Source organism: Paenibacillus sp. ISL-20, from assembly GCF_018613005.1.
Lineage (GTDB): Bacteria > Bacillota > Bacilli > Paenibacillales > Paenibacillaceae > Paenibacillus_AQ.
The window spans coordinates 1-22,227 of sequence record NZ_JAGGRD010000053.1 but is presented as its reverse complement, the minus strand read 5'-3'; the positions used below and the strand labels follow the sequence as shown (position 1 = coordinate 22,227).

Annotated in this window: 19 protein-coding genes and 3 riboswitches; of the genes, 10 read left to right on the top strand and 9 right to left on the bottom strand. The window is 49.9% G+C overall.

Translation table 11 applies throughout. From position 1 onward, the window contains the following. Window positions 1-19 precede the first annotated feature (19 nt). Window positions 20-496, top strand: a complete 477-nt coding sequence (locus J7E85_RS26515; RefSeq protein ID WP_098746052.1) for a GNAT family N-acetyltransferase — start codon at window positions 20-22, stop codon at window positions 494-496. 42 nt (window positions 497-538) lie between these two features. Here the strand turns inward: J7E85_RS26515 and J7E85_RS26510 are convergent, their stop codons facing one another. Beyond that, on the bottom strand, window positions 539-1,384 hold the full coding sequence (locus J7E85_RS26510) for a chemotaxis protein (RefSeq protein ID WP_215162967.1): 846 nt from the start codon (window positions 1,382-1,384) through the stop codon (window positions 539-541). A 238-nt stretch (window positions 1,385-1,622) separates the two neighbouring features. Here J7E85_RS26510 and J7E85_RS26505 point away from each other — a divergent pair, with 238 nt between their 5' ends. Then, window positions 1,623-2,450, top strand: coding sequence for a sensor histidine kinase (locus J7E85_RS26505; RefSeq protein WP_215162966.1), 828 nt, complete (start codon window positions 1,623-1,625; stop codon window positions 2,448-2,450). Next, entirely contained in the window at window positions 2,447-3,100 is a 654-nt protein-coding gene (locus J7E85_RS26500) for a response regulator (RefSeq protein ID WP_215162965.1), read from the top strand. The genes J7E85_RS26505 and J7E85_RS26500 overlap by 4 nt, the downstream gene beginning before the upstream one ends. An 87-nt stretch (window positions 3,101-3,187) precedes the next feature. On the opposite strand, the gene J7E85_RS26495 is transcribed toward J7E85_RS26500, so the two are convergent. The 3 genes from J7E85_RS26495 to J7E85_RS26485 all read right to left on the bottom strand — a co-directional run bounded on the left by J7E85_RS26495 (window position 3,188) and on the right by J7E85_RS26485 (window position 5,896). Beyond that, window positions 3,188-3,535, bottom strand: coding sequence for a hypothetical protein (locus J7E85_RS26495; protein ID WP_071218526.1), 348 nt, complete (start codon window positions 3,533-3,535; stop codon window positions 3,188-3,190). A gap of 249 nt (window positions 3,536-3,784) precedes the next feature. Beyond that, window positions 3,785-5,491 carry an ABC transporter ATP-binding protein gene (locus tag J7E85_RS26490; protein WP_215162964.1) on the bottom strand — a complete coding sequence of 569 codons (1,707 nt, stop codon included), beginning with the start codon at window positions 5,489-5,491 and terminating at the stop codon, window positions 3,785-3,787. A 63-nt stretch (window positions 5,492-5,554) separates the two neighbouring features. After that, window positions 5,555-5,896, bottom strand: coding sequence for a hypothetical protein (locus J7E85_RS26485; RefSeq protein WP_215162963.1), 342 nt, complete (start codon window positions 5,894-5,896; stop codon window positions 5,555-5,557). Between the two features lie 205 nt (window positions 5,897-6,101). On the opposite strand from J7E85_RS26485, the gene J7E85_RS26480 reads away from it, so the two are divergent. After that, the gene (locus J7E85_RS26480; protein ID WP_215163019.1) at window positions 6,102-6,602 is read left to right on the top strand and encodes a nucleoside deaminase; all 501 of its coding nucleotides are present in this window, start codon (window positions 6,102-6,104) and stop codon (window positions 6,600-6,602) included. Between the two features lie 42 nt (window positions 6,603-6,644). Here the strand turns inward: J7E85_RS26480 and J7E85_RS26475 are convergent, their stop codons facing one another. The 4 genes from J7E85_RS26475 to gcvT all read right to left on the bottom strand — a co-directional run bounded on the left by J7E85_RS26475 (window position 6,645) and on the right by gcvT (window position 11,701). After that, window positions 6,645-7,427, bottom strand: coding sequence for an arylamine N-acetyltransferase family protein (locus J7E85_RS26475; RefSeq protein ID WP_215162962.1), 783 nt, complete (start codon window positions 7,425-7,427; stop codon window positions 6,645-6,647). Window positions 7,428-7,788: 361 nt separating this feature from the next. Further along, window positions 7,789-9,246 carry an aminomethyl-transferring glycine dehydrogenase subunit GcvPB gene (gene gcvPB / locus J7E85_RS26470; RefSeq protein ID WP_215162961.1) on the bottom strand — a complete coding sequence of 486 codons (1,458 nt, stop codon included), beginning with the start codon at window positions 9,244-9,246 and terminating at the stop codon, window positions 7,789-7,791. Beyond that, on the bottom strand, window positions 9,243-10,592 hold the full coding sequence (gene gcvPA, locus J7E85_RS26465; protein ID WP_215162960.1) for an aminomethyl-transferring glycine dehydrogenase subunit GcvPA: 1,350 nt from the start codon (window positions 10,590-10,592) through the stop codon (window positions 9,243-9,245). Before gcvPA ends, gcvPB begins: the two co-directional genes overlap by 4 nt. Beyond that, entirely contained in the window at window positions 10,589-11,701 is a 1,113-nt protein-coding gene (gene gcvT / locus J7E85_RS26460) for a glycine cleavage system aminomethyltransferase GcvT (protein WP_215162959.1), read from the bottom strand. The genes gcvPA and gcvT overlap by 4 nt, the downstream gene beginning before the upstream one ends. 111 nt (window positions 11,702-11,812) lie before the next feature. Then, window positions 11,813-11,918, bottom strand: a riboswitch (glycine riboswitch). Window positions 11,919-11,921: 3 nt separating this feature from the next. Further along, window positions 11,922-12,023: riboswitch (glycine riboswitch) on the bottom strand. A 186-nt stretch (window positions 12,024-12,209) separates the two neighbouring features. Next, window positions 12,210-12,331, top strand: a riboswitch (glycine riboswitch). Between the two features lie 194 nt (window positions 12,332-12,525). Between gcvT and gcvH the strand changes: the two genes are divergently transcribed. Beyond that, the gene (gene gcvH, locus J7E85_RS26455; protein WP_215162958.1) at window positions 12,526-12,915 is read left to right on the top strand and encodes a glycine cleavage system protein GcvH; all 390 of its coding nucleotides are present in this window, start codon (window positions 12,526-12,528) and stop codon (window positions 12,913-12,915) included. 115 nt (window positions 12,916-13,030) lie between these two features. Here the strand turns inward: gcvH and J7E85_RS26450 are convergent, their stop codons facing one another. Then, on the bottom strand, window positions 13,031-13,945 hold the full coding sequence (locus tag J7E85_RS26450; protein ID WP_076321722.1) for a DMT family transporter: 915 nt from the start codon (window positions 13,943-13,945) through the stop codon (window positions 13,031-13,033). Window positions 13,946-14,042: 97 nt separating this feature from the next. On the opposite strand from J7E85_RS26450, the gene J7E85_RS26445 reads away from it, so the two are divergent. The 5 genes from J7E85_RS26445 (at window position 14,043) to J7E85_RS26425 (ending at window position 22,027) form a co-directional block, all read left to right on the top strand. Beyond that, window positions 14,043-15,524, top strand: a complete 1,482-nt coding sequence (locus J7E85_RS26445) for an aminotransferase-like domain-containing protein (protein WP_215162957.1) — start codon at window positions 14,043-14,045, stop codon at window positions 15,522-15,524. A 239-nt stretch (window positions 15,525-15,763) separates the two neighbouring features. Continuing rightward, window positions 15,764-17,833 (top strand): catalase, encoded by a 2,070-nt coding sequence (locus tag J7E85_RS26440; protein WP_215162956.1) that lies wholly within the window; start codon window positions 15,764-15,766, stop codon window positions 17,831-17,833. A gap of 371 nt (window positions 17,834-18,204) precedes the next feature. Further along, entirely contained in the window at window positions 18,205-18,678 is a 474-nt protein-coding gene (gene tnpA, locus J7E85_RS26435) for an IS200/IS605 family transposase (protein WP_215162955.1), read from the top strand. A gap of 170 nt (window positions 18,679-18,848) precedes the next feature. Beyond that, window positions 18,849-20,132 carry a histidine--tRNA ligase gene (locus J7E85_RS26430; protein ID WP_215162954.1) on the top strand — a complete coding sequence of 428 codons (1,284 nt, stop codon included), beginning with the start codon at window positions 18,849-18,851 and terminating at the stop codon, window positions 20,130-20,132. A gap of 116 nt (window positions 20,133-20,248) precedes the next feature. Further along, entirely contained in the window at window positions 20,249-22,027 is a 1,779-nt protein-coding gene (locus J7E85_RS26425; RefSeq protein ID WP_215162953.1) for an ABC transporter substrate-binding protein, read from the top strand. Window positions 22,028-22,227 lie beyond the last annotated feature (200 nt).

The window sequence follows — 22,227 nt, the reverse complement described above, 5'->3', positions numbered from 1 at the left end:
ACAGAGGAGATATCCCCCCATGCAAAAAGCGGAACAAATTCAGCTGGAATTCCGTTCGGCAGAACACCTGCCTATCTTGAATGAATTCGAGCTTCCGGATGATCAAGTCCAATTTACCGCTCATCCGAAAGAAGCATTAAACCTAGTGGAAGGTCAGTTTCCCATCGTCATTTTAGCTGATGATCATCCTGTCGGCTTCTTTATCCTGCACGCCACGGAGCGCGTCAAGGAGTATACAAGCAATTCTCATGCCATGCTGCTTACTACCTTATCCATTGACCATCGTCAGCAGCGTAAGGGGTATGCCAGAAGAGGGATGCTTGCGCTGCCATCGTTCATTCGAAGTCAGTTTCCTTCCTGCGATGAAGTGGTGTTGGTCGTGAACCATAAGAATGTTCCGGCTCAGCAGCTGTATGAACGGGTTGGTTTCGAAGATACGGGCAGAAGAAGGATCGGGCCAACGGGAGAACAATGGGTTATGAATATAGCCATCTGATATAAAAATGCCGCAAAGACACCTGGTCTTTGCGGCATTGCTTTATTTTACTTGGTTGACGCTCCGCCAGGTAGCTTCCAAACCTGAAGCAATATACTCCAGGATCGGTTTGCTGTAGAAATAACCGCTGTGGGACAAGGGATTCCAGCATGTCAACCAGTTTCCCACGTTAACGGATACATCGTTTCGTACCGTGCGATCATATGCTTCATTTATACTCTTAAGGGGATAAGCAAGGATATCGTCTTTATCATAGAAATTGACCCATTCCCCCAGCAGTTGATCATGATAGTGCTTCAGATGCCCGGAAGGGACGTTGATCGGCTTGTCAAAATCGCGGTACCGCATGCTCCACAATGGCAAGGTGGTTCCCAGCGTATAGAATAAGGTCAGGAGTTCTCCTCGCTCCAACGGAGCTTCCGGGTCAATGACCAGACGATGCCCGCGGGAGGAGAATTGCAGATCATAGAAGAAATTGCTGGCGATTACAGATCCCAGGCTATGAGAGATTACGCATAATGGAGCCTGTGGGCCGGCAGAGAGGGCAAGTCGGTGCAGCGCTTCACTGATTGTCCGATGAATGGCCTCATAGTTCTGATCATCGGATTCCACGGGCTGGTAAGCAACGGCATCCGCCAGATTGTGGATCACGTACTGCCGAAGGTGCTGATAACGTAAACGGTAAGGTTTAATGCTGCTGTTGATTAACTCAGACTCGCGTGCCGCAAATACATCGGCCCAATGCACAGCCTCCATGGCCAGTTGCTCATGCGGAATACCGGAGGTTTGAGAGAAGGTTTCTCTCAATTTTTTCATAAATTTATCCGCATAGTCTTTCTTTTGTGTTCCCAATCCGTGTACAATGATCACTGCAATTTTTTGCTTCATCTAACTGCAGCTCCCTTCATCGGAAATGGAATGAATGGATATCTTTTACTCTTTATACGCGATTTATACTCGAATTGTAAATAGGTTATTACAGTACGGTGAACCGGTAAGGTCAGTAGCTCTTTAGAGTCATTCCGTTCATAGCCAAATTTGATTACAATGAAGGGATATCTAGTGGTAACATGATAGGTAAAGAGGCGGGTATATTCATGTTTTAGATTGAAATAGGAGGAGAGGTATGTCCTATAAACAAATGAAATGGTTGATTCTGATCATTCCTACGTTTACGATTGGCATTTGGGAGTATGTTCGGCATGAGTTCCTGCTGCCTTATATATCGATGGATCTTGGCAATCTGCTGGCACCTGTTATCGTGTTCTTGGTTTCCATACTGTTTCTTACTCAATTGTTCGCATTGATTGAACGCAATCAGGAGGAACTGAACCAATCTAGGGCATTGCAAGCCGCCATGCATGAACGGGAGAAGATTGGCCGAGAGCTTCATGACGGAATCGCCCAATCCTTATTCTTGCTGAACGCACAAATTGATCGAATTGAGAAATCGGGAGTAACCGGAGACATTCCATACCAGGAAATTAAGGAAAGTGTCCACCGAACCAATACCTACGTTAGAGAAGCCATTGCTAATCTCCGATATCCGGCAGATCCGCAAGCCATTCCGTGGATGCATAGCATGAACAGTTTAATTGAGGAAATCAAGCAGGAGACCAATCTGCATTTCGACGTTCAATGGGAAATCCCCGATGCCATGCTGTCCGCCAAAGAAAAGGTGGAGCTGTTGGCTTCGATCAGGGAATCCTTGTTGAATATTCATAAGCATGCCGAAGCGAACCATGTGAAGATAACCGCGACAGCGGCGGATTCGAGCTGGCATTGCTCCGTCAGCGATGATGGCAAAGGTTTTGATTTGGACAAGCCGCTCGGCAGCAACCGGTATGGAATCAAAATCATGAAGGACCGGGCCGAGGCCATGGGCTGGAAGTTCATGGTGGAAAGATATAACAACAAGACGATAATCAGCATTCGGAAGGAGAATACCGCATGAACGAGCAGCCTTTTCGCGTATTAATCATCGATGACAGCGATCTTGCGAGAGAAGGGATTCGCACCATTCTAAGCAGCGACCCGACCTTTGAGGTCGTGGCCGAAGGACAAAGCGGCGAGGAAGCGCTGGAGCTGACTGAAATATGGATGCCTGATATTATCCTGATGGATATTCAGATGCCTGGGATGGACGGATTGGAAGCGACCAAGCGAGTGAAGGACAAATTTCCTTACGTTAAAATTGTCATGGTTACGGTGTCCGACGACATCGCTCATTTGTTTGACGCCCTGAAACGTGGAGCGCAAGGCTATCTGCTGAAGAATCTGAATCCCGAATCATGGCACGAGTACCTCAAAGCCATTGCCGTGGACGAAGCACCGATGAGCAGGGAGCTTGCTTTCCGTATCTTGAAGGAGTTTTCGCAGCATGACAAGCCGAATCCAAGCAATAGTCCATTAACGGCGCGGGAAAAAGAAATTTTGGGACTCGTAGCCGAGGGGTTGTCCAACCGCGATATTTCGGCTGCCTTGTGTATATCCGAGAATACGGTCAAGAACCATCTGAAGAACATTTTGCAAAAGCTCCATTTGGAAAATCGGGTACAGCTGACCCGTTATGCCTTTGAACAAGGGTGGATGGGGAAGAGGTAACGGTCACGCCCGCGTCTATTTATCCGCTAAGATAACTCAAAGGATGACTTTAAGCGAGCGAGAGAGACGTCCAAGGAGTGTACGTGTTCATTTCTGTTTAACAAGGAATATGCCCAGCGCAATGATCCCGATGCCGGCCCAATTTTTCCATGTTGGAACTTCCTTCAGGAACAAGTAAGCCACTCCTAACGAAATCAGGATTTCCAGGCATTTGGAGAAGATCAACGTATAGCCTAACTGGTCGGTGGCTTTATATCCATAACGGATTCCGTATCCGATGCACATGTTAGCAATGAGAAACAGAGGAAGCATGAATAACTGAAACTGCAGCGTTGGCCAGAACAAATGCTGGATATGCTTGGTTTGGTACGAGAAGACAAGGTTGATGATCGACAGCCCGCCAAAAAGTAGACCGACACTGTAGATATAAAACATAAAGCGCCTCCTGAAACGATGTCATTGTAGTACGCCATTAATGTTTCCGTGCGGCAACTTTTTTATCCAAGGACAATGAGACAAAAGTTCTCTCGTGTTATATCATGACAGCTTGCCATAGCGATTAGATTCATAAGTATTATCGAAAAAAAGGATGACTCCCTTCCGTGCGGAGTCATCCTTATTTGTTGCGGGATATTCATGACTATCAGTTTAATATCCATGAATAACATTGGATCGTTGGCTTTGTTAGTGAGCTTGATGAAGCCTGCTGTACACACCGCCGGAATGAATCAATTCCTGGTGCGTTCCCTGCTCGGCAATACCATCGGAATTGACTACGATAATCCGGTCCGCGCTTTGAATGGTGGTCAGTCGATGAGCGATTACCAGCGTTGTTCTGCCGACGGACAGCTCAGCCAAGGACTTCTGGATTTGCGCTTCAGTCTCTGTGTCGAGTGCCGACGTGGCCTCGTCCAGGATCAGGATAGGCGGGTTCTTAAGGAACATTCTCGCGATGGACAAGCGCTGCTTCTGACCGCCAGACAGCTTAACCCCACGTTCCCCGATCACCGTTTCCATACCTTCCGGCAGGCTTCGGATCAGTTCATCCAGCGAAGCACGCCGTGCGGCTTCCCAGATTTGCTGGTCCGTTGCATGTAAATCGCCATAAGCGATGTTGTCGCGGATCGTACCGGAGAACAGGAACACATCCTGCTGCACGATGCCGATATGTTTGCGGAGGTTTTGCAATTTGATATTCCGGATATCGATTCTATCCACCGTGATCTTGCCCTGATCCACATCATAGAAGCGGGGGAGAAGGCTGCAGATGGTGGTCTTTCCCGCACCTGACGGTCCGACAAACGCGACCGTTTCTCCAGCACGGATCGTGAGATGTATGTTATTCAGTATCGTCCGGGTTGGTTCGTAACCGAAGGTAACACCTTCAAAGCGGATATCTCCCCGCACTGAGGACAGGGATACGGCGTCAGGCACATCGGCGATCTCTGGATCGGTATCCATAATCTCCAGGTAGCGTTTAAAGCCGGCAATGCCTTTGGGATAGCTCTCAATGACGGCATTGATCTTCTCGATCGGACGGAAGAAGATGTTGGAGAGCAGCAGGAAGGCCATGAATTCACCCATTTCAATTTTGCCTTGAATGAAGAACCACGCGCCGCAGATCATGACGAATACCGTGATCAAACGCATCAGCATATAGCTGATGGACGAGCTTTTTGCCATCGTTTTATAAGCCAGCAGTTTGGTGGCCCGGAATTGCTTATTCTCTTCCTGAAACAGTTTATTCTCATGCTCTTCGTTCGCAAACGATTGGACCACACGGATACCGCCAACATTGTCTTCGATGCGGGCATTGAAATTCCCTACATTCCGGAACAGTTGACGATAGGTCGTGGTCATTCTGCTGCCGAACTTAATGATCAGCCATGCCATCAGCGGCACGATGATAAAGGTTAGCAGCGCTAGCTCCAGGTTGATGTAAGCCATTAAGGAGAAGGAACCGAGCAGCGTCATAACGGCGATGAACACGTCTTCCGGTCCATGGTGGGCTACTTCTCCGACATCATTAAGATCATTCGTGATGCGCCCCATAAGATGTCCAGTTTTGTTGTTATCAAAGAAACGGAAGGATAACTTCTGAATGTGGGAGAACATTTTCTCCCGCATATCCGTCTCGATATTAATGCCGAGCATATGCCCCCAGTAAGTCACGATGTATTGCAGCGCGGTATTCAGCGCATAGATGGAGAGCAGGAAGATGCAGGCAATCAGGATAAGCGGCCAGTCCTGGCTTGGCAGCAGATCGTCAATGAATTTGCTGACGGCAAGCGGGAAGGCAAGCTCCAGCAGTCCGGCAATAACGGCACATGTAAAATCCAAAATAAACAATCCCTTGTAGGGCCGATAGTACGAAAAAAACTTTCTGATCAAGAATTATCACGCTCCAGGTTCTACCTCTGTCAGGGTTATTGGTTTAAGATTAGCGGACAGCCATTAGGGGCTGTCTTGCGATGGTTTCGTATCATACAGCTCAAAAGCCTGAATGTACTCCTGAATGATCTGGTCCACTGCTTTCAACTCTCCGCTGACCACTTCTCGGATGGCTTCAAAGTCCGGGTCATTGACTTGCTTCTTCAAGGTCTCCCGTTTCACAACTAAATGGTCCAGAAAAGAAAGCGCGCGCCCCCGGCGGAACGTCTGCGCCATCTTACCGCCTTCCCTGCCCCCGTGGCCTTCCTCCCGCCGTCTTCCGTGTCTCCCGCCGTGCCGGTGGCTATCCCGGTCGCTAGGCTCCGACCGTTCTGGGCTCGATGTATCCTGTTCCTCTTGGCGCATATAACATCAACCTCCTCGAATAAAATAACGTATACGTTTGTATACCGCTTAAAATGATTGTATACATTTGTATACGATACGTCAATCTGTTTTTCTCCATTAGATTGGAAAAATTGAGGAGATCAAAGGAAGATATGCTATGATGATAGTTAGCTGTCCCAGGAGATTGGCATGGATGAGTACGCACACCGGGATCAGAATGAACATGGGAAGGGAGCTGTACCCAGTGAGTGAACATGATCATGAGTACTGGATGCATCAAGCGATTGCAGAGGCCCATCGAAACGTTCAACATGTGGAGGGTGGTCCTTTTGGAGCGATTGTGGTGAAGGATGGTCAAGTGATTGGCAGGGGCCGGAATCTGGTTACCGCGCTGAACGACCCGACGGCTCATGCCGAGGTGCAAGCCATAAGGGAAGCATGTCTGCACTTGGAGGATTTCCAATTAAAAGGTTGTACGATTTATACCAGCTGCGAGCCTTGTCCGATGTGTCTGGGGGCCATCTACTGGTCCAGGCCCGATGCCGTTTATTATGCAAGCACGAAGAAGGATGCGGCTGAGATCGGATTCGATGATCATTTTATATACGATGAAATCGCGATGCCGATGGACCAGCGCTCCATCCCTATGAAGCAGGTTCAAACAGCGGATTATTTGCTGCCATTTCAAGCGTGGAGCTCCGCCGAGCGCAAAATCGAATATTAATAATAAAACCGGGCTCCCTGCATGGGAAAGCCCGGTTTATTGTTATTTATGGATAGGGATGCCGAAATATGTATAGAGCGCTTCGGCATATTCCTGCGCATTGCCCGGTTTAAAGGTGTGGACGCCGCCGGCTTTGTAAATTCTGAATTCGTCATCATCCACGGTGTTTCTGCCTTCTGCCGTACGTATGGATACCCGAGCCGTTTTATTAAAGGGCGAATCGGGGGCATACTCGCACCAGAATGAGGTGGTGATAAAATCTCTCGGTAAGTTAGGTTCCTCCGTAAAGGAGAAGACGGGATCCCAGGCTTCTTTTTTCCACTCTTCGAGCATCCATCCATACGCTTCGGTTTGGACGAGCCGATAGGTCTCGTTTCCTTGGGTCTGCACAAGGCCATCAACTAATTCCAGAGGGTGGCGCGGCCCGGCTCCTCCGACGCCGACATCAGCAATATATCGCTGTTCTTCGATATCCACCTGCAGAATATGATGCCGACGCTTGGCAGGCGTATCGGTTTCATCCCGCCAGAAGCGTCCGAAATAATGAGTGACCTTAAATCCCAGTTCCTGCAGCAGCCAGCCAAATAGCGCATTGAGCTCGAAGCAGTAGCCGCCGCGATGCCGGGTTACGATTTTGTCGTAAAGATCGGGGATATCCAGGGAAAGTGGAATTCGATCAAGGATATCGAGATTTTCATAGGGTACGGTATGCACATGCTGTTCCTGCAATCTGGCGAGCATATAAGCGCTGTTTACAATCGGGCCCGTGTATCCAATACGCTCAAGATATTGGTTTACGTCCAGGCCATGTATAGGGTTACTCATTCGATCACCGCATCTTTCGTCTTTGGTCAGCTTGGTAGAAGTAAGCCGTATATAATTATATACTTTATATCATATATTTGGGCTTTCTAATAGAGAACAAGAAGGAGGAGGAAGGGACTCTGCTAATGGATAGCATGGATAGTTTGTGGAATGACCGTAGGTTTATTGGGCTGGAATGGGAATGACCCCCCAATTTTATCCGGGGGTTAGTCCCATCGTATGAGGGTAAGTTGGCTGCTGCTGAAATAGTCATTAAACAGGTGACTAAATCCCTATGTTGTCCAGCACAAAAAAGGGTGTCCCTACCGCCGCTTCTACGGCGAGGGACACCCTTTTTTAAGGAGTATAGATCAACTCAATATTAACTACAGGTGCAGTTCAGAACCGGTTTGCGCGCTGCCGTCGTTTCATCGAGTCGCTTCACGACTGTGGTATATGGGGCGCCTATGACAATCTCCGGCGTGGACTCGGCTTCTTTTGCGATCTGGATCATCGTGTCGATGAAACCGTCCAGCGTTTCTTTGCTCTCCGTCTCGGTCGGCTCAATCATGATACATTCCTCCACGTTGAGCGGGAAGTAGATGGTTGGCGGATGGTAGCCAAAATCGAGCAGCCGCTTGGCAACATCCAGGGTTCGCACGCCGTACTCCTTCAGCTTTCTGCCGGACAGCACGAATTCGTGCTTGCACAGCCCCGGGTAGGCAACTTCGTAGTATGGGGCCAGACGATGCATCATGTAGTTGGCATTCAGTACGGCGAGCTCCGAGACGCGGCGAAGTCCTTCCGGTCCATAGGTGCGAATATACGTGTAGGCGCGGACCAGGATGCCAAAGTTGCCATAGAACGCCTTCACGCGCCCGATCGACTGTGGACGGTCGTAATCCCAATAGAAGGTGCCGTCCTCGCGTTTGGACACGATCGGTTTGGGCAGGAACGGGATCAACAGGCTCTTCACGCCGACTGGGCCTGCACCGGGACCGCCGCCGCCATGCGGCGTGCTCATCGTTTTATGCAGGTTGAGATGGACCACGTCGAAGCCCATGTCGCCTGGGCGGGTAATTCCCATGATGGCGTTGGAATTGGCTCCGTCATAGTACAGCAGGCCGCCGGCGTCGTGCACGATTTCCGCAATTTCCACGATCTGCTCTTCGAACAGACCCAGTGTGCTAGGGTTCGTGAGCATTAAAGCCGCCGTATCGTCACCAACGACAGCACGAAGGGCATCCAGATCCACCATGCCGCGCTCATTGGATTTAATTGTGATCGTGTCGTAACCGGCTACCGTTGCGCTGGCGGGGTTAGTACCGTGCGAGGAGTCGGGAACAATGACCTTGGTTCGCTTCTCGCCACGGCTTTCATGGTAAGCACGGATCAGCATCAGCCCTGTCCATTCCCCATGCGCTCCCGCAGCGGGTTGAAGCGTTACTTGATCCATTCCGGTCAGTGCAGCGAGATCATTCTGCAGGGTATAGAGCAGCTCCAGAGCGCCTTGAATGCTTTCTTCAGGCTGGTACGGATGAATCTTGGCAAAGCCGGCTAAACGGGCAACATCCTCGTTAATCTTCGGGTTGTATTTCATTGTGCATGAGCCGAGCGGATAGAAGCCGTTATCGATGCCGAAATTACGCCGCGACAGCTCCGTATAGTGACGGATGACATCCACTTCATATACTTCCGGCAGTTCAGCTGGTTTGCTGCGCAGCAGGCCCTCCGGAATCAATGAAGCGGCGTCGGTCTCTGGAACGTCGCATTCGGGAAGGGAATAGGCGACACGGCCGGGCTTGCTGAGTTCAAATATCAAGGCTTTTTCCGGTTTCATACGATCGCCTCCAATTCACCAATAAATTGGTCGATTTCTTCCTTCGTCCGCCGTTCGGTCACGGCGATCAGCATGCATCCTTGAAGCTCAGGGTACGCAGCGCCAAGATCATAACCTCCGATATAACCTGCACCCAGAAGCTTCGAGTTGACCTCCTTCACGTTTGTTCCTTCTGGCAGCTTTACCACAAATTCATTGAAGAACGGCGAGCTGAACGGGAGGGAGAGGGAGCCGTTTGCGACACGGTCGGCAGCGTAATGGGATTTGCGCACATTCAGCAGCGCTGCTTCCTGCATGCCGGCTTTACCCAGGGTAGACATATATACGGACGCGCACAGCGCGAGCAGCGCCTGGTTCGAGCAGATGTTCGACGTTGCCTTTTCACGGCGAATATGTTGTTCCCGCGCCTGCAGTGTCAGTACAAATCCGCGTTTGCCGTCCTGATCGACGGTTTGACCCACAATACGACCAGGAATGCGGCGCATCAGCGGCTCGGATACCGCGAAGAATCCGCAGGTCGGTCCGCCGAGAGATGCCGGAATGCCAAGCGGCTGGGCATCGCCGACAACGATGTCAGCTCCAAGCACGCCAGGGGATTCCAGTAAACCGAGGGACAGCGGGTTTACACTCAGCACAAGCAGCGCTTTTTTCTCATGAACCAGCGGCTCGATCGATTTCACGTCTTCGATGCAGCCGAAGAAATTTGGTGATTGCAGCAGCACGGCGGCGGTATCATCCGTTATGGCTGCAGCGAGTGCATCCTGGTCGGTAATGCCATTGACGATGCCGACTTCCACGACTTCCAGATCGAGACCTCGGGCCGAAGTCAGAACGATTTCCCGGGCTTCGGGATGGACAGCACGCGAAATGACGATTTTCTTCCGTTTGGTTGCCCCGCTGGCGAGCGCCGCAGCCTCAGCAAGTGCCGTGGAACCGTCATACATGCTGGCATTGGCCACTTTCATGCCGGTCAATTCACAGATATAGGATTGAAATTCAAAAATCGCTTGCAGCTCACCTTGGCTGATCTCGGGTTGGTATGGTGTATAGGCCGTGTAGAATTCAGAGCGGGAAATCACATGATTGAGCACGACCGGAATATGGTGGTCGTACAAACCAGCCCCCAGAAAGCTTGTATAACGGTCAAAATCGGCATTGCGGTCCGATAGGCGGCGCATATGCTTCAGAAGCTCAGGCTCACCCAGCCGTTTTGACATGGGGAGGACGCCGTTGTAACGGACCGCTTGGGGGATATCGGCAAACAGATCTTCGATCTTTTCCGCGCCGACTACAGCAAGCATATCGGCTTGATCCTGATCCGTCATAGGCAAGTAACGATGCTTCATGTTAAGGCAGCTCCTCTTTTGTAAAATGGTGTCTTTACCACTTTGGCTTGTAACTTCTTACCGCGGATCTCGACCCATAGCTCGGTATCGAGGCTCGTATATGGCGTTTCGATCAGGGCCAATCCGAGATTTCGCTTGAGTGAAGGGGATTGGGTACCGCTGGTAACTTCACCGATCGGTTCACCTTCATGGTTGTATACGGGATAGTGGGAGCGCGGAATTCCGCGCTCGATGAGTTCAATGCCGACGAGCTTACGCGGTACACCGTCTTGCTTCTGCTGTTGAAGCGCTTCCCGACCGATGAAATCGCCGCTGTCCAGCTTCACGAAGAAACCGAGACTGGCTTCAAGCGGAGAAATCGTGCTCGAAAGCTCTTGCCCGTACAAGGGCAGTTTCGCTTCGAAACGGAGTGTATCGCGTGCGCCGAGTCCGGTTGGAACAAGACCATGGGGTTCTCCGGCAGCTAATAGTTCTCTCCAAATTGCGGGAGCATCCCCAGCGGAGCAATAGATTTCAAAGCCGTCTTCTCCGGTATAACCGGTGCGGGAGAGCAGGGCGGTGCAGCCGCATACCTGTGCGTTCTGAATAAAATGGAAAGAAGGGAGTTCGCTTGGCGCCTCATTGGTTACCTGTGACATGATGTTCACGGCGGCAGGTCCCTGAAGTGCAATGAGAGCCGTCTCAGCGGACACATTACGGATGGTGACATCACCTGCAAGATGATCTTGAAGCCACTGGAGGTCTTTGTCGATGTTGGATGCGTTTACAACCAGCATGAATCGATCTGCCGACAGTTTATACACAAGCAGGTCATCTACGGTACCGCCGTTGTCGTAACACATTAACGTGTATTGGGCCTGGCCAATCGATATGCGGGTTACATCATTTGTGGTCATCTTCTGGATAAAAGCTTCAGCGTCTTGTCCGGTGACGATAAATTCACCCATATGGGAGACGTCGAACAGGCCGGCTTGCTTTCGTACGGCTTCATGCTCTTGCACAATGCCGGAAAATTGCACGGGCAGTTCCCAACCGCCGAAGTCGATGCAGCGGACAGAAGGAAATTCGGAATAAAGCGGGTAAAGCGGTGTACGTTGTAATGAACTCATCTCTTCACCTCTTCTAATTGGCATGATCAATTGGGGGAAACACCAAAAAAGGACAGACAGAAGGATAACAAGCCGTGCTAAAAAAAGCCCGCTCGTTGCGTAATCCTTCTGCTCTGTCCTTTGTACCTGAGAGTTACCCCACATGTCATGTAAGTATAATGTCAAGCGTGTGTGAGTTTCCCCGTGGGTGATTCTACATTCAGAATTCTCTCCAGAGGTGCGTCCGGTAAAGGTCCTTTTGCCTGAGAGATTCACCGTGTTACGGCTTACTCCTTCGGCGCTACCTGTCAATCTTGTCGGTAATCTCTCCCGCTACCATCATCCGCGTGAAAATTATTGAGTTGTCAGATCTTTCTACGTTCTTGTGATTATTATAAACGTGCCTCTCCATAAAGTGTCAACCTTTATTTCACCAAAATATTTTCATTCTTAAAATTTTTGTCAGATATCTTGACATCACTGCATCCCTGTTTTATTCTGTGGGAGAATAAGCCAACCGAATATGCGGATGATGATGGATGGGAGAGACCGCCACGAGAAGGTTCAAACCTTGGCGGCACCGAAGGAGCAAACCGTTACGCCTGCCAGGCTGACGAGTAATCTCTCAGGTAAACGAACCGCCATCTGACGCAGCTCTGGAGAGTGCGCAAGCCACCCAAGGGGAAAGGTCGAACCGAAAATAAGAAGGGTCGATCATAAACTCTCAGGTACCGAGGACAGAGAGAAGGCGAATGCCTTTTTTCGCGTCCTTTTTTTCATTTATTCACCTTAATTTCATTTATTCACCTTAATTTCATTTCTTTAAGAAAAGAGGAGTATCCGTAATGAGTGAAATCAGAGAGAATTTGGTGTACAGCGACGATCATGAGTGGGCCTTGAAGGTAGATGGGAATGTGGTGCGCGTTGGTATTTCTGATCATGCGCAATGCCAACTGGGCGATATCGTATTCGTAGAACTCCCCGAGGCGGGCGCTGTCGTTGCCGGAGGTGACAGCATCGGTACCATTGAGTCGGTCAAAACCGTATCGGAACTGTATTCCCCTGTATCCGGTACCATCACGAAAGTGAATACTTCCCTGGAAGATCAGCCGGAGCTTGTGAACGGAGAGCCGTACGAAGGCGGATGGATTATTGAGGTTGAGGTAGAAGGTGACCTGGAGGAGGCACTCGGAAAGCTGCTCACCGCAGAGGCATATCGTGCCAAAGTGGATTAGGTATTGAAGTATAACCTTGAATAATGAAACATAACGGCTGCTACTCGTGATGAGGTTTACGAGTTGCAGCCGTTTTAATTTTTGCGTTAATCCTTGGAGCCTTGCAGGTTCGATATCAAGTGCTTGAAGCCACACGGCGCGCGGTCCGGCGTGCTCGAAGCTCAGGCAGATTCACGATCAGAATCCCGCCGATGATGAGCATGCTGCCAATGATGGAATAGGAAGAAATTGCTTCGTCGTACAGAAATGCGCCCAGCCCCAACGCGATGATTGGAGAAACAAAGAGCCAGGTGGACGGGAAAAAGGCATTCGTTGCTTTTAGCAGCCAGGCATATAGACTATGGCCCAGCATCGAGCCAACCATCGTCAAATACAAGACAGATCCGATGGCTGGCAACGTTAGAATACCATTCCATTGTACCTGTTCACTGAACAGGGATAACAGCAATAGGGCTGCGCCGCCATACATCATCTGCACCGCATTGATCGTAATCGGTGAGACATTCGGCATGTCAAAGGACAATTTCCGGGTAGCCAGGGAGCCCACACTATAACCGATTTCGCCTATAAGAATTGCGATACAGCTCAGAATCCAGATGAGATCGCTCCCCATCGCTAGCTCGGGCATAATGAGCAAACATACCCCCGCAAAACCGACCGCGCACCCCCAATAATCACTGCGCCGGGCATTCTTCCGCATCACAACCGATTGAATCATCAGAATCATCATGGGGCCTGTTGCCGATAGGATGGCGGCGATCCCTGAGGACACGTGCTGCTCGGCCCAATACAGCGTTGCAAACGTCAAGAATGTGCTGGTCATCCCGATTAGAAGGAATTCCTTTCGCAGGAGAAGGCTCGGTTTTGCCTTCCGCTGCCATATCATCCATAGGAAGATGAAGGCGCCCGCCAGAAGAAATCGAAGCCCCGCTGAGAGAAACGGCGGCAGTCCTGCTTCAACGCCAATCTTGATGGCGAGAAACGTCGTACTGAAAATGGCGCACATAAGCAAGTAGTTAAAAATAATCATGTAGCATCCTCCTTTTTCTATACTATAATAGGTAGTTAATAGAACAGATTGGCGATAGGTAGAACAGATATGATTTATGTGGATTGGGGAGGAGCAGATGGAATTATCAACGCTGGACGACAAAAATCATGGTAAGCGAACATTACTGCAGTTGGTCTATGACACGATACTGGAAGGAATAGCTCGGGGAGAGTGGAAGGAGACTGACAAAATCCCATCCGTGAGGGCGATGGCGGAGCGTTTGAACGTTCACCGATTAACGGTGCTGAAGGCTTATCAGCTGCTGCTTGAGGACGGGATCGTGGAAGTGAAATATAAATCAGGGTACTTCGTAGCGGGTAAGACGGAAGACACATTACCGGAATCCCTTACAACCAGCCCGCGATGGGCATATCAGGCCAAATCGGTGTATGTCAATCGCAGCCGCTTGTCCGACATTCACAGGCATCAGGTCGAATACCAGATGTCGGAAGCGCTGATTGATCCTGGGCTGCTGCCAAATGCATTCTTGTCCAATCACGTGAAACAAGTGTTTGACATGTATCCGAAAGTATTAAGCACGTATTCTTCCGTGTCCGGAGATTTGGAGCTGCGCGAGGAGATGGCTCGCTATTTTATGGACAAACAAGGCATAACGGTCCATCCGGAAGAGCTGCTCATTACAACGGGATCCCAGCAAGCGATCGACCTGATCTCGCGTTCGCTCGTCAAAAGCGGAGACTGTGTATTGATCGAACGGCCGACGTATAGTCCGGCGATCGATGTTTTTGTGCAGCAAAATGTCAAACTGCTTCCAATTGAGATTACACCGGAAGGGTACGACCTTGAACGAATTGAAGGTCTTATGCGAGCGGAGAAACCGAAGCTGTTCTATATGAACCCAACGTTTCAGAATCCGACGGGATATACGGTGCCGATCACACAGCGCAAGGCGCTGGTGGAACTGGCGGAGCGATATCAGTGCATTCTGGTGGAGGATGAGGTGTATCACGACATTTATTTTGGAGATCCGCCGCCGCTGCCTTTTTTTTACTACGACACCGAAGGCTATGTCATTCACATTCGAAGCTTCAGCAAATATGTGGCCCCCGGCTTGCGGATATCGGTGCTGGCTGCCCGTCCGGAACTGATGAATGTCATCCTTCCGATCAAGGCATTGTCGGACAACGGGACGCCGCTGCTGACGCAAAAGATTTTCCAGCACTATTTCTTCTCGAGCAGACTTCAGGAGCATGTGGCCAAGCTGCGAATTGCGCTGGAGCTTCGTAAAGAGAGGATGGAGAAGCTGCTTGAGCCTACAGAATGGCGATGGAACAGCCCCGGTGGCGGTTTGAATTTGTGGATACAGCTGCCGGAAAACGTCAACGTGGATGCGTTGCTGCAGCAATGCCTGGCGGAATCGGTAGCTTTTGTGCCGGGGCGTATCTGCGACCCGCTGGATCAGATGGACTCGTGGATCAGGCTGAGTTATTCGTATATCAGCGAGATTCAGCTGGAAGAAGGGATCCGTCGTCTCATCGAGATATCGGAGCGGGTGTGTTATGTGCAAAATCGCAGCATATGTTTGGAAAATCGTTGAAGTACAATCAGAGCAGCCCACCTCTAGGAAGGGGGGCTGTTTTTTTTTGCTGGAGACAGGAGATGCAGGCGCGAAACCCAATCGAACGGTTAGATGAGCTTTTCATGAAGGAAGTTTGAAACTGGATTCGTATTCCATTTTGCAGGGTAATTACATTTCGGGTTCGCGAGCGGATCTATTACCAAGTGCAACTTCGTCAGACACTCATCTACTACCTACATACCAGGAGGTTCCGACAAATGGACAATTCAAACGCCAATTCGAATGCTAACAGCAGTTACAACAAGACGAGCAAGGACCAACAGCTGGAACAATTCACGGTAGACAATGACGCTAAGGAACTGACAACCAATCAGGGACTAAAGGTCTCTGAGGATGAACATTCGCTTAAAGCGGGGGAGCGCGGTCCGACCTTGATGGAGGACTTCCATTTCAGAGAGAAGATGACGCATTTCGACCACGAGCGGATTCCGGAACGGATTGTACATGCCCGCGGTTTTGGGGCTCACGGTTATTTTCAGCTATATGAATCCATGAAAGATTATACAAAAGCCAAATTTCTGCAGGACCCTTCCGTCGTCACCCCGGTGTTTGTCCGGTTCTCCACGGTTGCGGGCTCCAGGGGATCTGCCGACACCGTCAGGGACGTACGCGGTTTCGCAACCAAGTTTTATACGGAAGAAGGGAATTATGATCTGGTTGGTAACAATATGCCGGTCTTTTTCATACAGGATGCCATGAAGTTTCCTGATTTTATTCACGCTGTTAAACCTGAGCCTCATAACGAGATTCCGCAGGCGCAATCCGCCCATGATACGTTCTGGGATTTTGTCGCAAACAATTCGGAAAGCGCGCACATGATTATGTGGGCGATGTCCGACCGCTCGCTTCCGCGAAGCTTCCGAATGATGGAGGGCTTCGGCGTCCATACCTTCCGTTTCGTGAACGAAGAAGGACAAGCGCATTTCGTGAAGTTTCACTGGAAGCCTGTGCTCGGCACGCATTCCCTCATATGGGATGAAACGCAGAAGCTGGCAGGCAAGGATCCTGACTTTAACCGCCGCGATCTGTGGGACGCGATCGAATCAGGGAATTATCCGGAATTTGAGTTTGGCGTTCAAATGATTCGGGAAGATGAGGAATTCAATTTTGGTTTTGACATCCTTGATCCGACCAAGATTTGGCCTGAAGAACTCATTCCCGTCAAAATCATCGGTAAGATGACGCTCAATCGTAATACGGATAATTTTTTTGCGGAGACGGAACAGATTGCATTCCATCCGGGACATGTTGTACCGGGAATCGATTTTACCAACGATCCGCTTCTGCAAGGCCGTTTATTCTCGTATACTGACACCCAGCTTTCACGGCTCGGCGGACCCAATTTTCACGAAATTCCGATCAACCGACCGATTGCACCGGTTCATAACAATCAGCGTGACGGTATGCACCGCATGACCATCAATAAGGGACCGGTCAGCTATCATAAGAACGGTATTGCCGGTAACACGCCGAAGCCGGTTCCGGTGGAGCGCGGCGGTTACGAGCATTACACCGAGAAGGTGGAAGGGCGTAAGGTGCAGGCACGCAGTGACAGCTTTAAGGATCATTTCAGCCAAGCAGCCCTGTTCTGGAACAGCATGTCTGAGGTCGAGAAGCAGCATATCGTAGCCGCATTCCAGTTCGAGCTTGGTAAAGTGTTGCGAAAGGAAATTCGCCAGCAGGTCGTCGACCTGTTCGCGAACGTTGATAGCGAACTTGCCACCCGAATTTCGGAGGGCATTGGAACCATGCCTCCGCAAACCAGTGGCTCCGCTTCCAGCGAGTCTTCTCCGGCACTGAGCATGATGAATACCGTGAAGCTCCCGTTAACCCGTAAAGTGGCGGTACTGGCAGGCAACGAATTCACGGATGAACTGCCGTTTGTGCTTACGCAACTGCAGCAAGCCGGCATCATCACCGAAGTGGTTGGCGCCAAGCTGGGTGTAATTCAAGGCAAGGCCGGCGCGGAATTGGAAGTGAACCATTCGCTGCTGGGGGCGGATTCAGTCTTGTTCGATGCGGTGCTTGTCGCAGGCGGCGCGTTAAGTGTATCGGAGCTCCTGGCGGAGCAGAAGGTGCTGGATTTCGTCAAGGAAGCGTATCAGCATTTCAAACCGATCGCAGCCATCGCCGAAGGGGCTAATTTACTTCCTTCATCCAGCGGCGAAGGGATCGTTGTTGCTCAGGAGAATGTGGATCTGAAGCCGTTTGGCGAAGCCTTCATTGAGGCGATCGCGGCGCATCGCCATTGGTCGCGCACCATCTAAGATGGATTGCCCTTGAATTAATAAATGGATTGCGCTATAATCCCCCTTAATCACTGGCTAAAAAAGGTGAAGGGGATACTAATATGATAAACATTAAATTCAATCAACTTCATCATCACAAGCAGCGTTAGCACGCCTGTCATTCTACAGGGTGGGCTAACGCTGTTCGCGTTGGCCTCCCTGCCGCATATCAAGCGCGCGGGACCATGAGGTCCGGCGCGTTTTTTATTACGACTTTAGTCAGTTGAGCACGCGATAGCGTGCGAAACATAAAACCACCCGCTATGCGGGTGGAGGGAACGAGGGTTTGACCAACAAGACCATCCCGATAAAATTGAGATGTTCAGGCTCAATGAAAGGGATGGTCTTAGATGGCAAATAAGAGCTATAGTCTAGCTCACACGAAGTGGATGTGCAAATACCACATTGTGTTCACCCCGAAGTATAGACGGAAAGAGATCTATAATCAAGTGAGGAAAGACTTGATCGAAATCTTTAAACGTTTATGTAAATACAAGGGAGTGGAGATAATAGAAGGTCACATGATGCCTGATCATGTTCATATGTTAGTAGCGATTCCCCCAAAAATCTCAGTGTCATCATTTATGGGATATCTGAAGGGAAAGAGCGCCCTAATGATATTCGAGAAGCATGCCAATTTGAAGTATAAATATGGGAACCGAAAATTTTGGGCGGAGGGATACTACGTTAGCACGGTGGGCTTAAATGAAGCAACCGTCGCTAAATATATTCGTGAGCAAGAAGCACATGACCAAGCGATTGATAAACTGAGTGTGAAGGAGTACGAAGATCCATTCAGCGGAAACAGGAGCAAGAAAAAGTAAACCAGTTTAACTGGTAAGTGAAAGTGACAAATTACACTGAGCCTGAACAATTTTATTGTCAGGCTAGCGTCTTTAGGCGCAGTTTGGCAACAGGGGGTTATACCCCAAGTGCAAACCACCCGTTGGACGGGTGGTCATGATTTTCATTAGAACGAAAGGATGAGTTAGCGATGCAGAATATAAAAGGAACGTATGATTATTTTGGCCAAGAACAGGCGATCCGAAGAAAGGTGCAATCGACGCTGCGTGAAGTGTTTGAATGGTATGACTATGCTGAGACGGAGACAACCATTCTGAATGAAGCGGAACTGTTGTCTTCCAAATATGCAGGAGGGGAAGAAATTCTGAAGGAGATGTACCAGCTGACGGATCAAGGCACGCGACGTCTGGGGCTCCGGTACGATCTGACGATTCCATTCGCTAAGGTGATCGCGCTGAATCCCGCCATCAGCCAGCCATTCAAGCGTTATGAGATGGGGAAGGTATTCCGGGATGGTCCCGTGAAACGCGGCAGATTGCGGGAGTTTCTGCAGTGTGACGTTGATGTGGTAGGGATCTCGGGACCAGAAGCGGAAGTTGAGCTAATGCAGCTTGCAGCCGAAGTGTTTCGGAGACTTGACATTCTGATCATTCTCAGGTGGAACAATCGAAGCTTTCTGGGTGAAGTTCTTGGCGCTATGGGCGTACCGGAAGAGATGAAACCATCCGTCATGCTGACACTGGATAAGCTCGATAAGATTGGCAAAGAGGGGGTTCGGCAAGAGCTTGCGGGCAAGGTACTCGCTCCGGAGATTTGTCGTCAAATTCTGGATTTTGTTGATCTCAAGGAGCCGACATTTGAGCAGATAACAAGCAAATATATCGTGGACAACGAGCGCGGCGCACGGGAAGTACAGATCCTGCAAAATATGCTGCAGCGCGTCGGGTTGCAAGACATCTGCGTATTTGATCCATTTCTATCAAGAGGCTTGTCATTTTACACGGGAACCGTATACGAAATTTTTGACGCACTGCACGATTTCCGTTCAAGCTTGGGCGGTGGCGGCAGATATGATGCGATTATCGGGCAGCTCGTTGGACGTGAGGATATTGCCTATCCTACGGTGGGTCTTTCGTTTGGCATGGAATCCATCATGGAGATGATCCGGAACCGTCCGATTGAAACGAACAAGCCGCTCGTTGTGGTTATCCCGATAGGAGAAACCGTTCCGGAAGGATTGACGGTTGCAGCAGTACTTCGGAATCGCGGGATTCATACTCGATTGGCGGACAACCGACGCAAATTGAAAAAAGTATTAGCATCCGTTTCAGCTGAAAGCATCCCTTATGCCATCCTGATTGGTGAAGATGAAGCGGCGGCAGGCGTCCTTCGATTGAAGAAAATGACCGAGGGCACGGAGCTTACACTGACTCTGCAGGAAGCGGTAGAGCTTATCATTCAATCCTGTGAATGATGAATGCCTTTGTCTTTTTCGAATATAATGGTTTTCTACCGAAAAGGTACTCGCGCTCGAAACGATCTCCAAGTAGAATAAAGCGTATAGATTTTACCAGGGGGGAGCGGATTGCAATGCTGTACGAACAATTCTTCATGCTGCACCAGAAGCTTGCTGTTAACGCTCCAGCCAATACGGCTACGGAAGTGACGCTTGAGCAGATCGCCGATACGCTGTATTGCACAACGCGGAATGCCAAACTCGTTATACGCAAGCTCGAGGAGAAGAGTTGGATTATATGGAAGGCAGGACGTGGGCGAGGAATCCGTTCCAAGCTTACCTTTGTAGCCGATCAAGCAGATCTGCTTAAGGAAGCAGCGCAGCAGCTCGCGATAAGAGGGGAATATAAGCAAGCCTTCGAACTGCTGCGTACCTATGGTCAGGGTATGCACACCAATGATTCTTATGTGGAATGGATGAACGGGCATTTTGGCTTTAGTAAGGAGATGAACGAAGGGGAAGAAGAAGCAATGAATTCTCTGCGGCTTCCGGTTTACCGCCTGATTGAAACGTTGGATCCCGCCGAATGCTACTACAGTTTTCAAGCTCACATGATCCAGCAGATATTTGACCGGTTGGTGATATACGATAATGCAAATGATCAATACCTCCCCGTTATCGCGCATTATTGGAAGAGCAATGAGGATGGAACGATCTGGACCTTTCATCTGCGTAAAGGAATACGGTTCCATGACGGTAAAGAATTGTCGGCGGAGGACGTGAAATTCACGGTGGAACGCCTGGGACCGGATAAACGAAATGCTTGGATCGTGCGTGAACTGCAGCGGGTAGAGGTGGTGTCCCCTCGTGAGGTTCGTTTTATTCTTAACAAGCCGAATCGAATTTTCATTCGGTTTCTTAGCTCCATTTGCATGTCCATCGTGCCTAAACATTTGGTAAGCGTCCATGAAGAACAGTTCTGGAAGCAACCTGTTGGAACGGGCCCCTTTCGGGTAGAGGGATGGACCGATGATCGGCTGACCATTCATGCTAACCCCCATTATTATCATGGGCGGCCGCATTTGGACAACATCCACATTATCTTGATGCCGGAAGATGCGGAGCATTGCGAGGTCAGCTGGGAGCGGCTGCTGCGGAATCCGGAGCATATCGATCATAACGGTGAGAAGCATGCTGTTGATGTCATCGAATCCTCCGAAGGCTGCACGACGTTGATTACATGGAATATGAAAAAGCCGGGGCCCTATCAGTCCATCGAATTTCGCCGGGCATTCAGCCTCATTCTGAACCGTGCGGAGATGATACGCGAACTTGGTGACAATCGGCTTTACCCAGCCAAAGGGTTCATCATGGATGAGCAAGCGCCTTATCGTAAAGACCGATATGATCCCGAACTCGCAAAGTCACTGCTGAAACAGTCGGGTTATGACGGCTCTCCCATTACGCTGGCTAAGCATATTAAAGACGCCGAATGGGTTCAGAAACAATGCGCTTCCATCGGGATTCCATTGATCATCCGAGAGGAGAGGATGGATACCATGCACCAACTGGATGTGATGCACAGCATGGATTGTATCTTGCACGGCCTTGTTCTTCCAGGTGAAGAAGTATGTTTAATCGAGAACTACGTGCAGAAGGGAAGCGTAGTTAAAGAGTTCATGGATCCTTCGCTGCATCATTGGGTGAAAGAATGCATAGATGATGCGCTTGCCAGCGAATGGTATGAGGAGCGTTTGAGTATTTTATCCCATATTGAAGAGAGGCTTCGGGAGGAAGCGCATGTTTCATTCTTGACTCACACGAGATTTTACGCAAGCTTGGATCCTTCTTATAAAGGGGTTGTCATCAATAATCTGGGATGGCTGGACTTCAAGCAGATTTGGCGAGAATGATTTCTTCCCATAAAAAGAGCAAGCGCGAATAACCGCGCTTGCTCTTTATTTCTTAGTACGCCCAGCATGGGCGTCATCTCTAGGGTGAAAGTCCCGAACGGGGGCTGGCGAGCGCCTACCGTTAGCCAAGGGCAAGGGTGTCCACCGCGAGGTGGAATCTGAAGGAAGCCGGAGGCAAAAGCACGGGCCAAGGTACACTA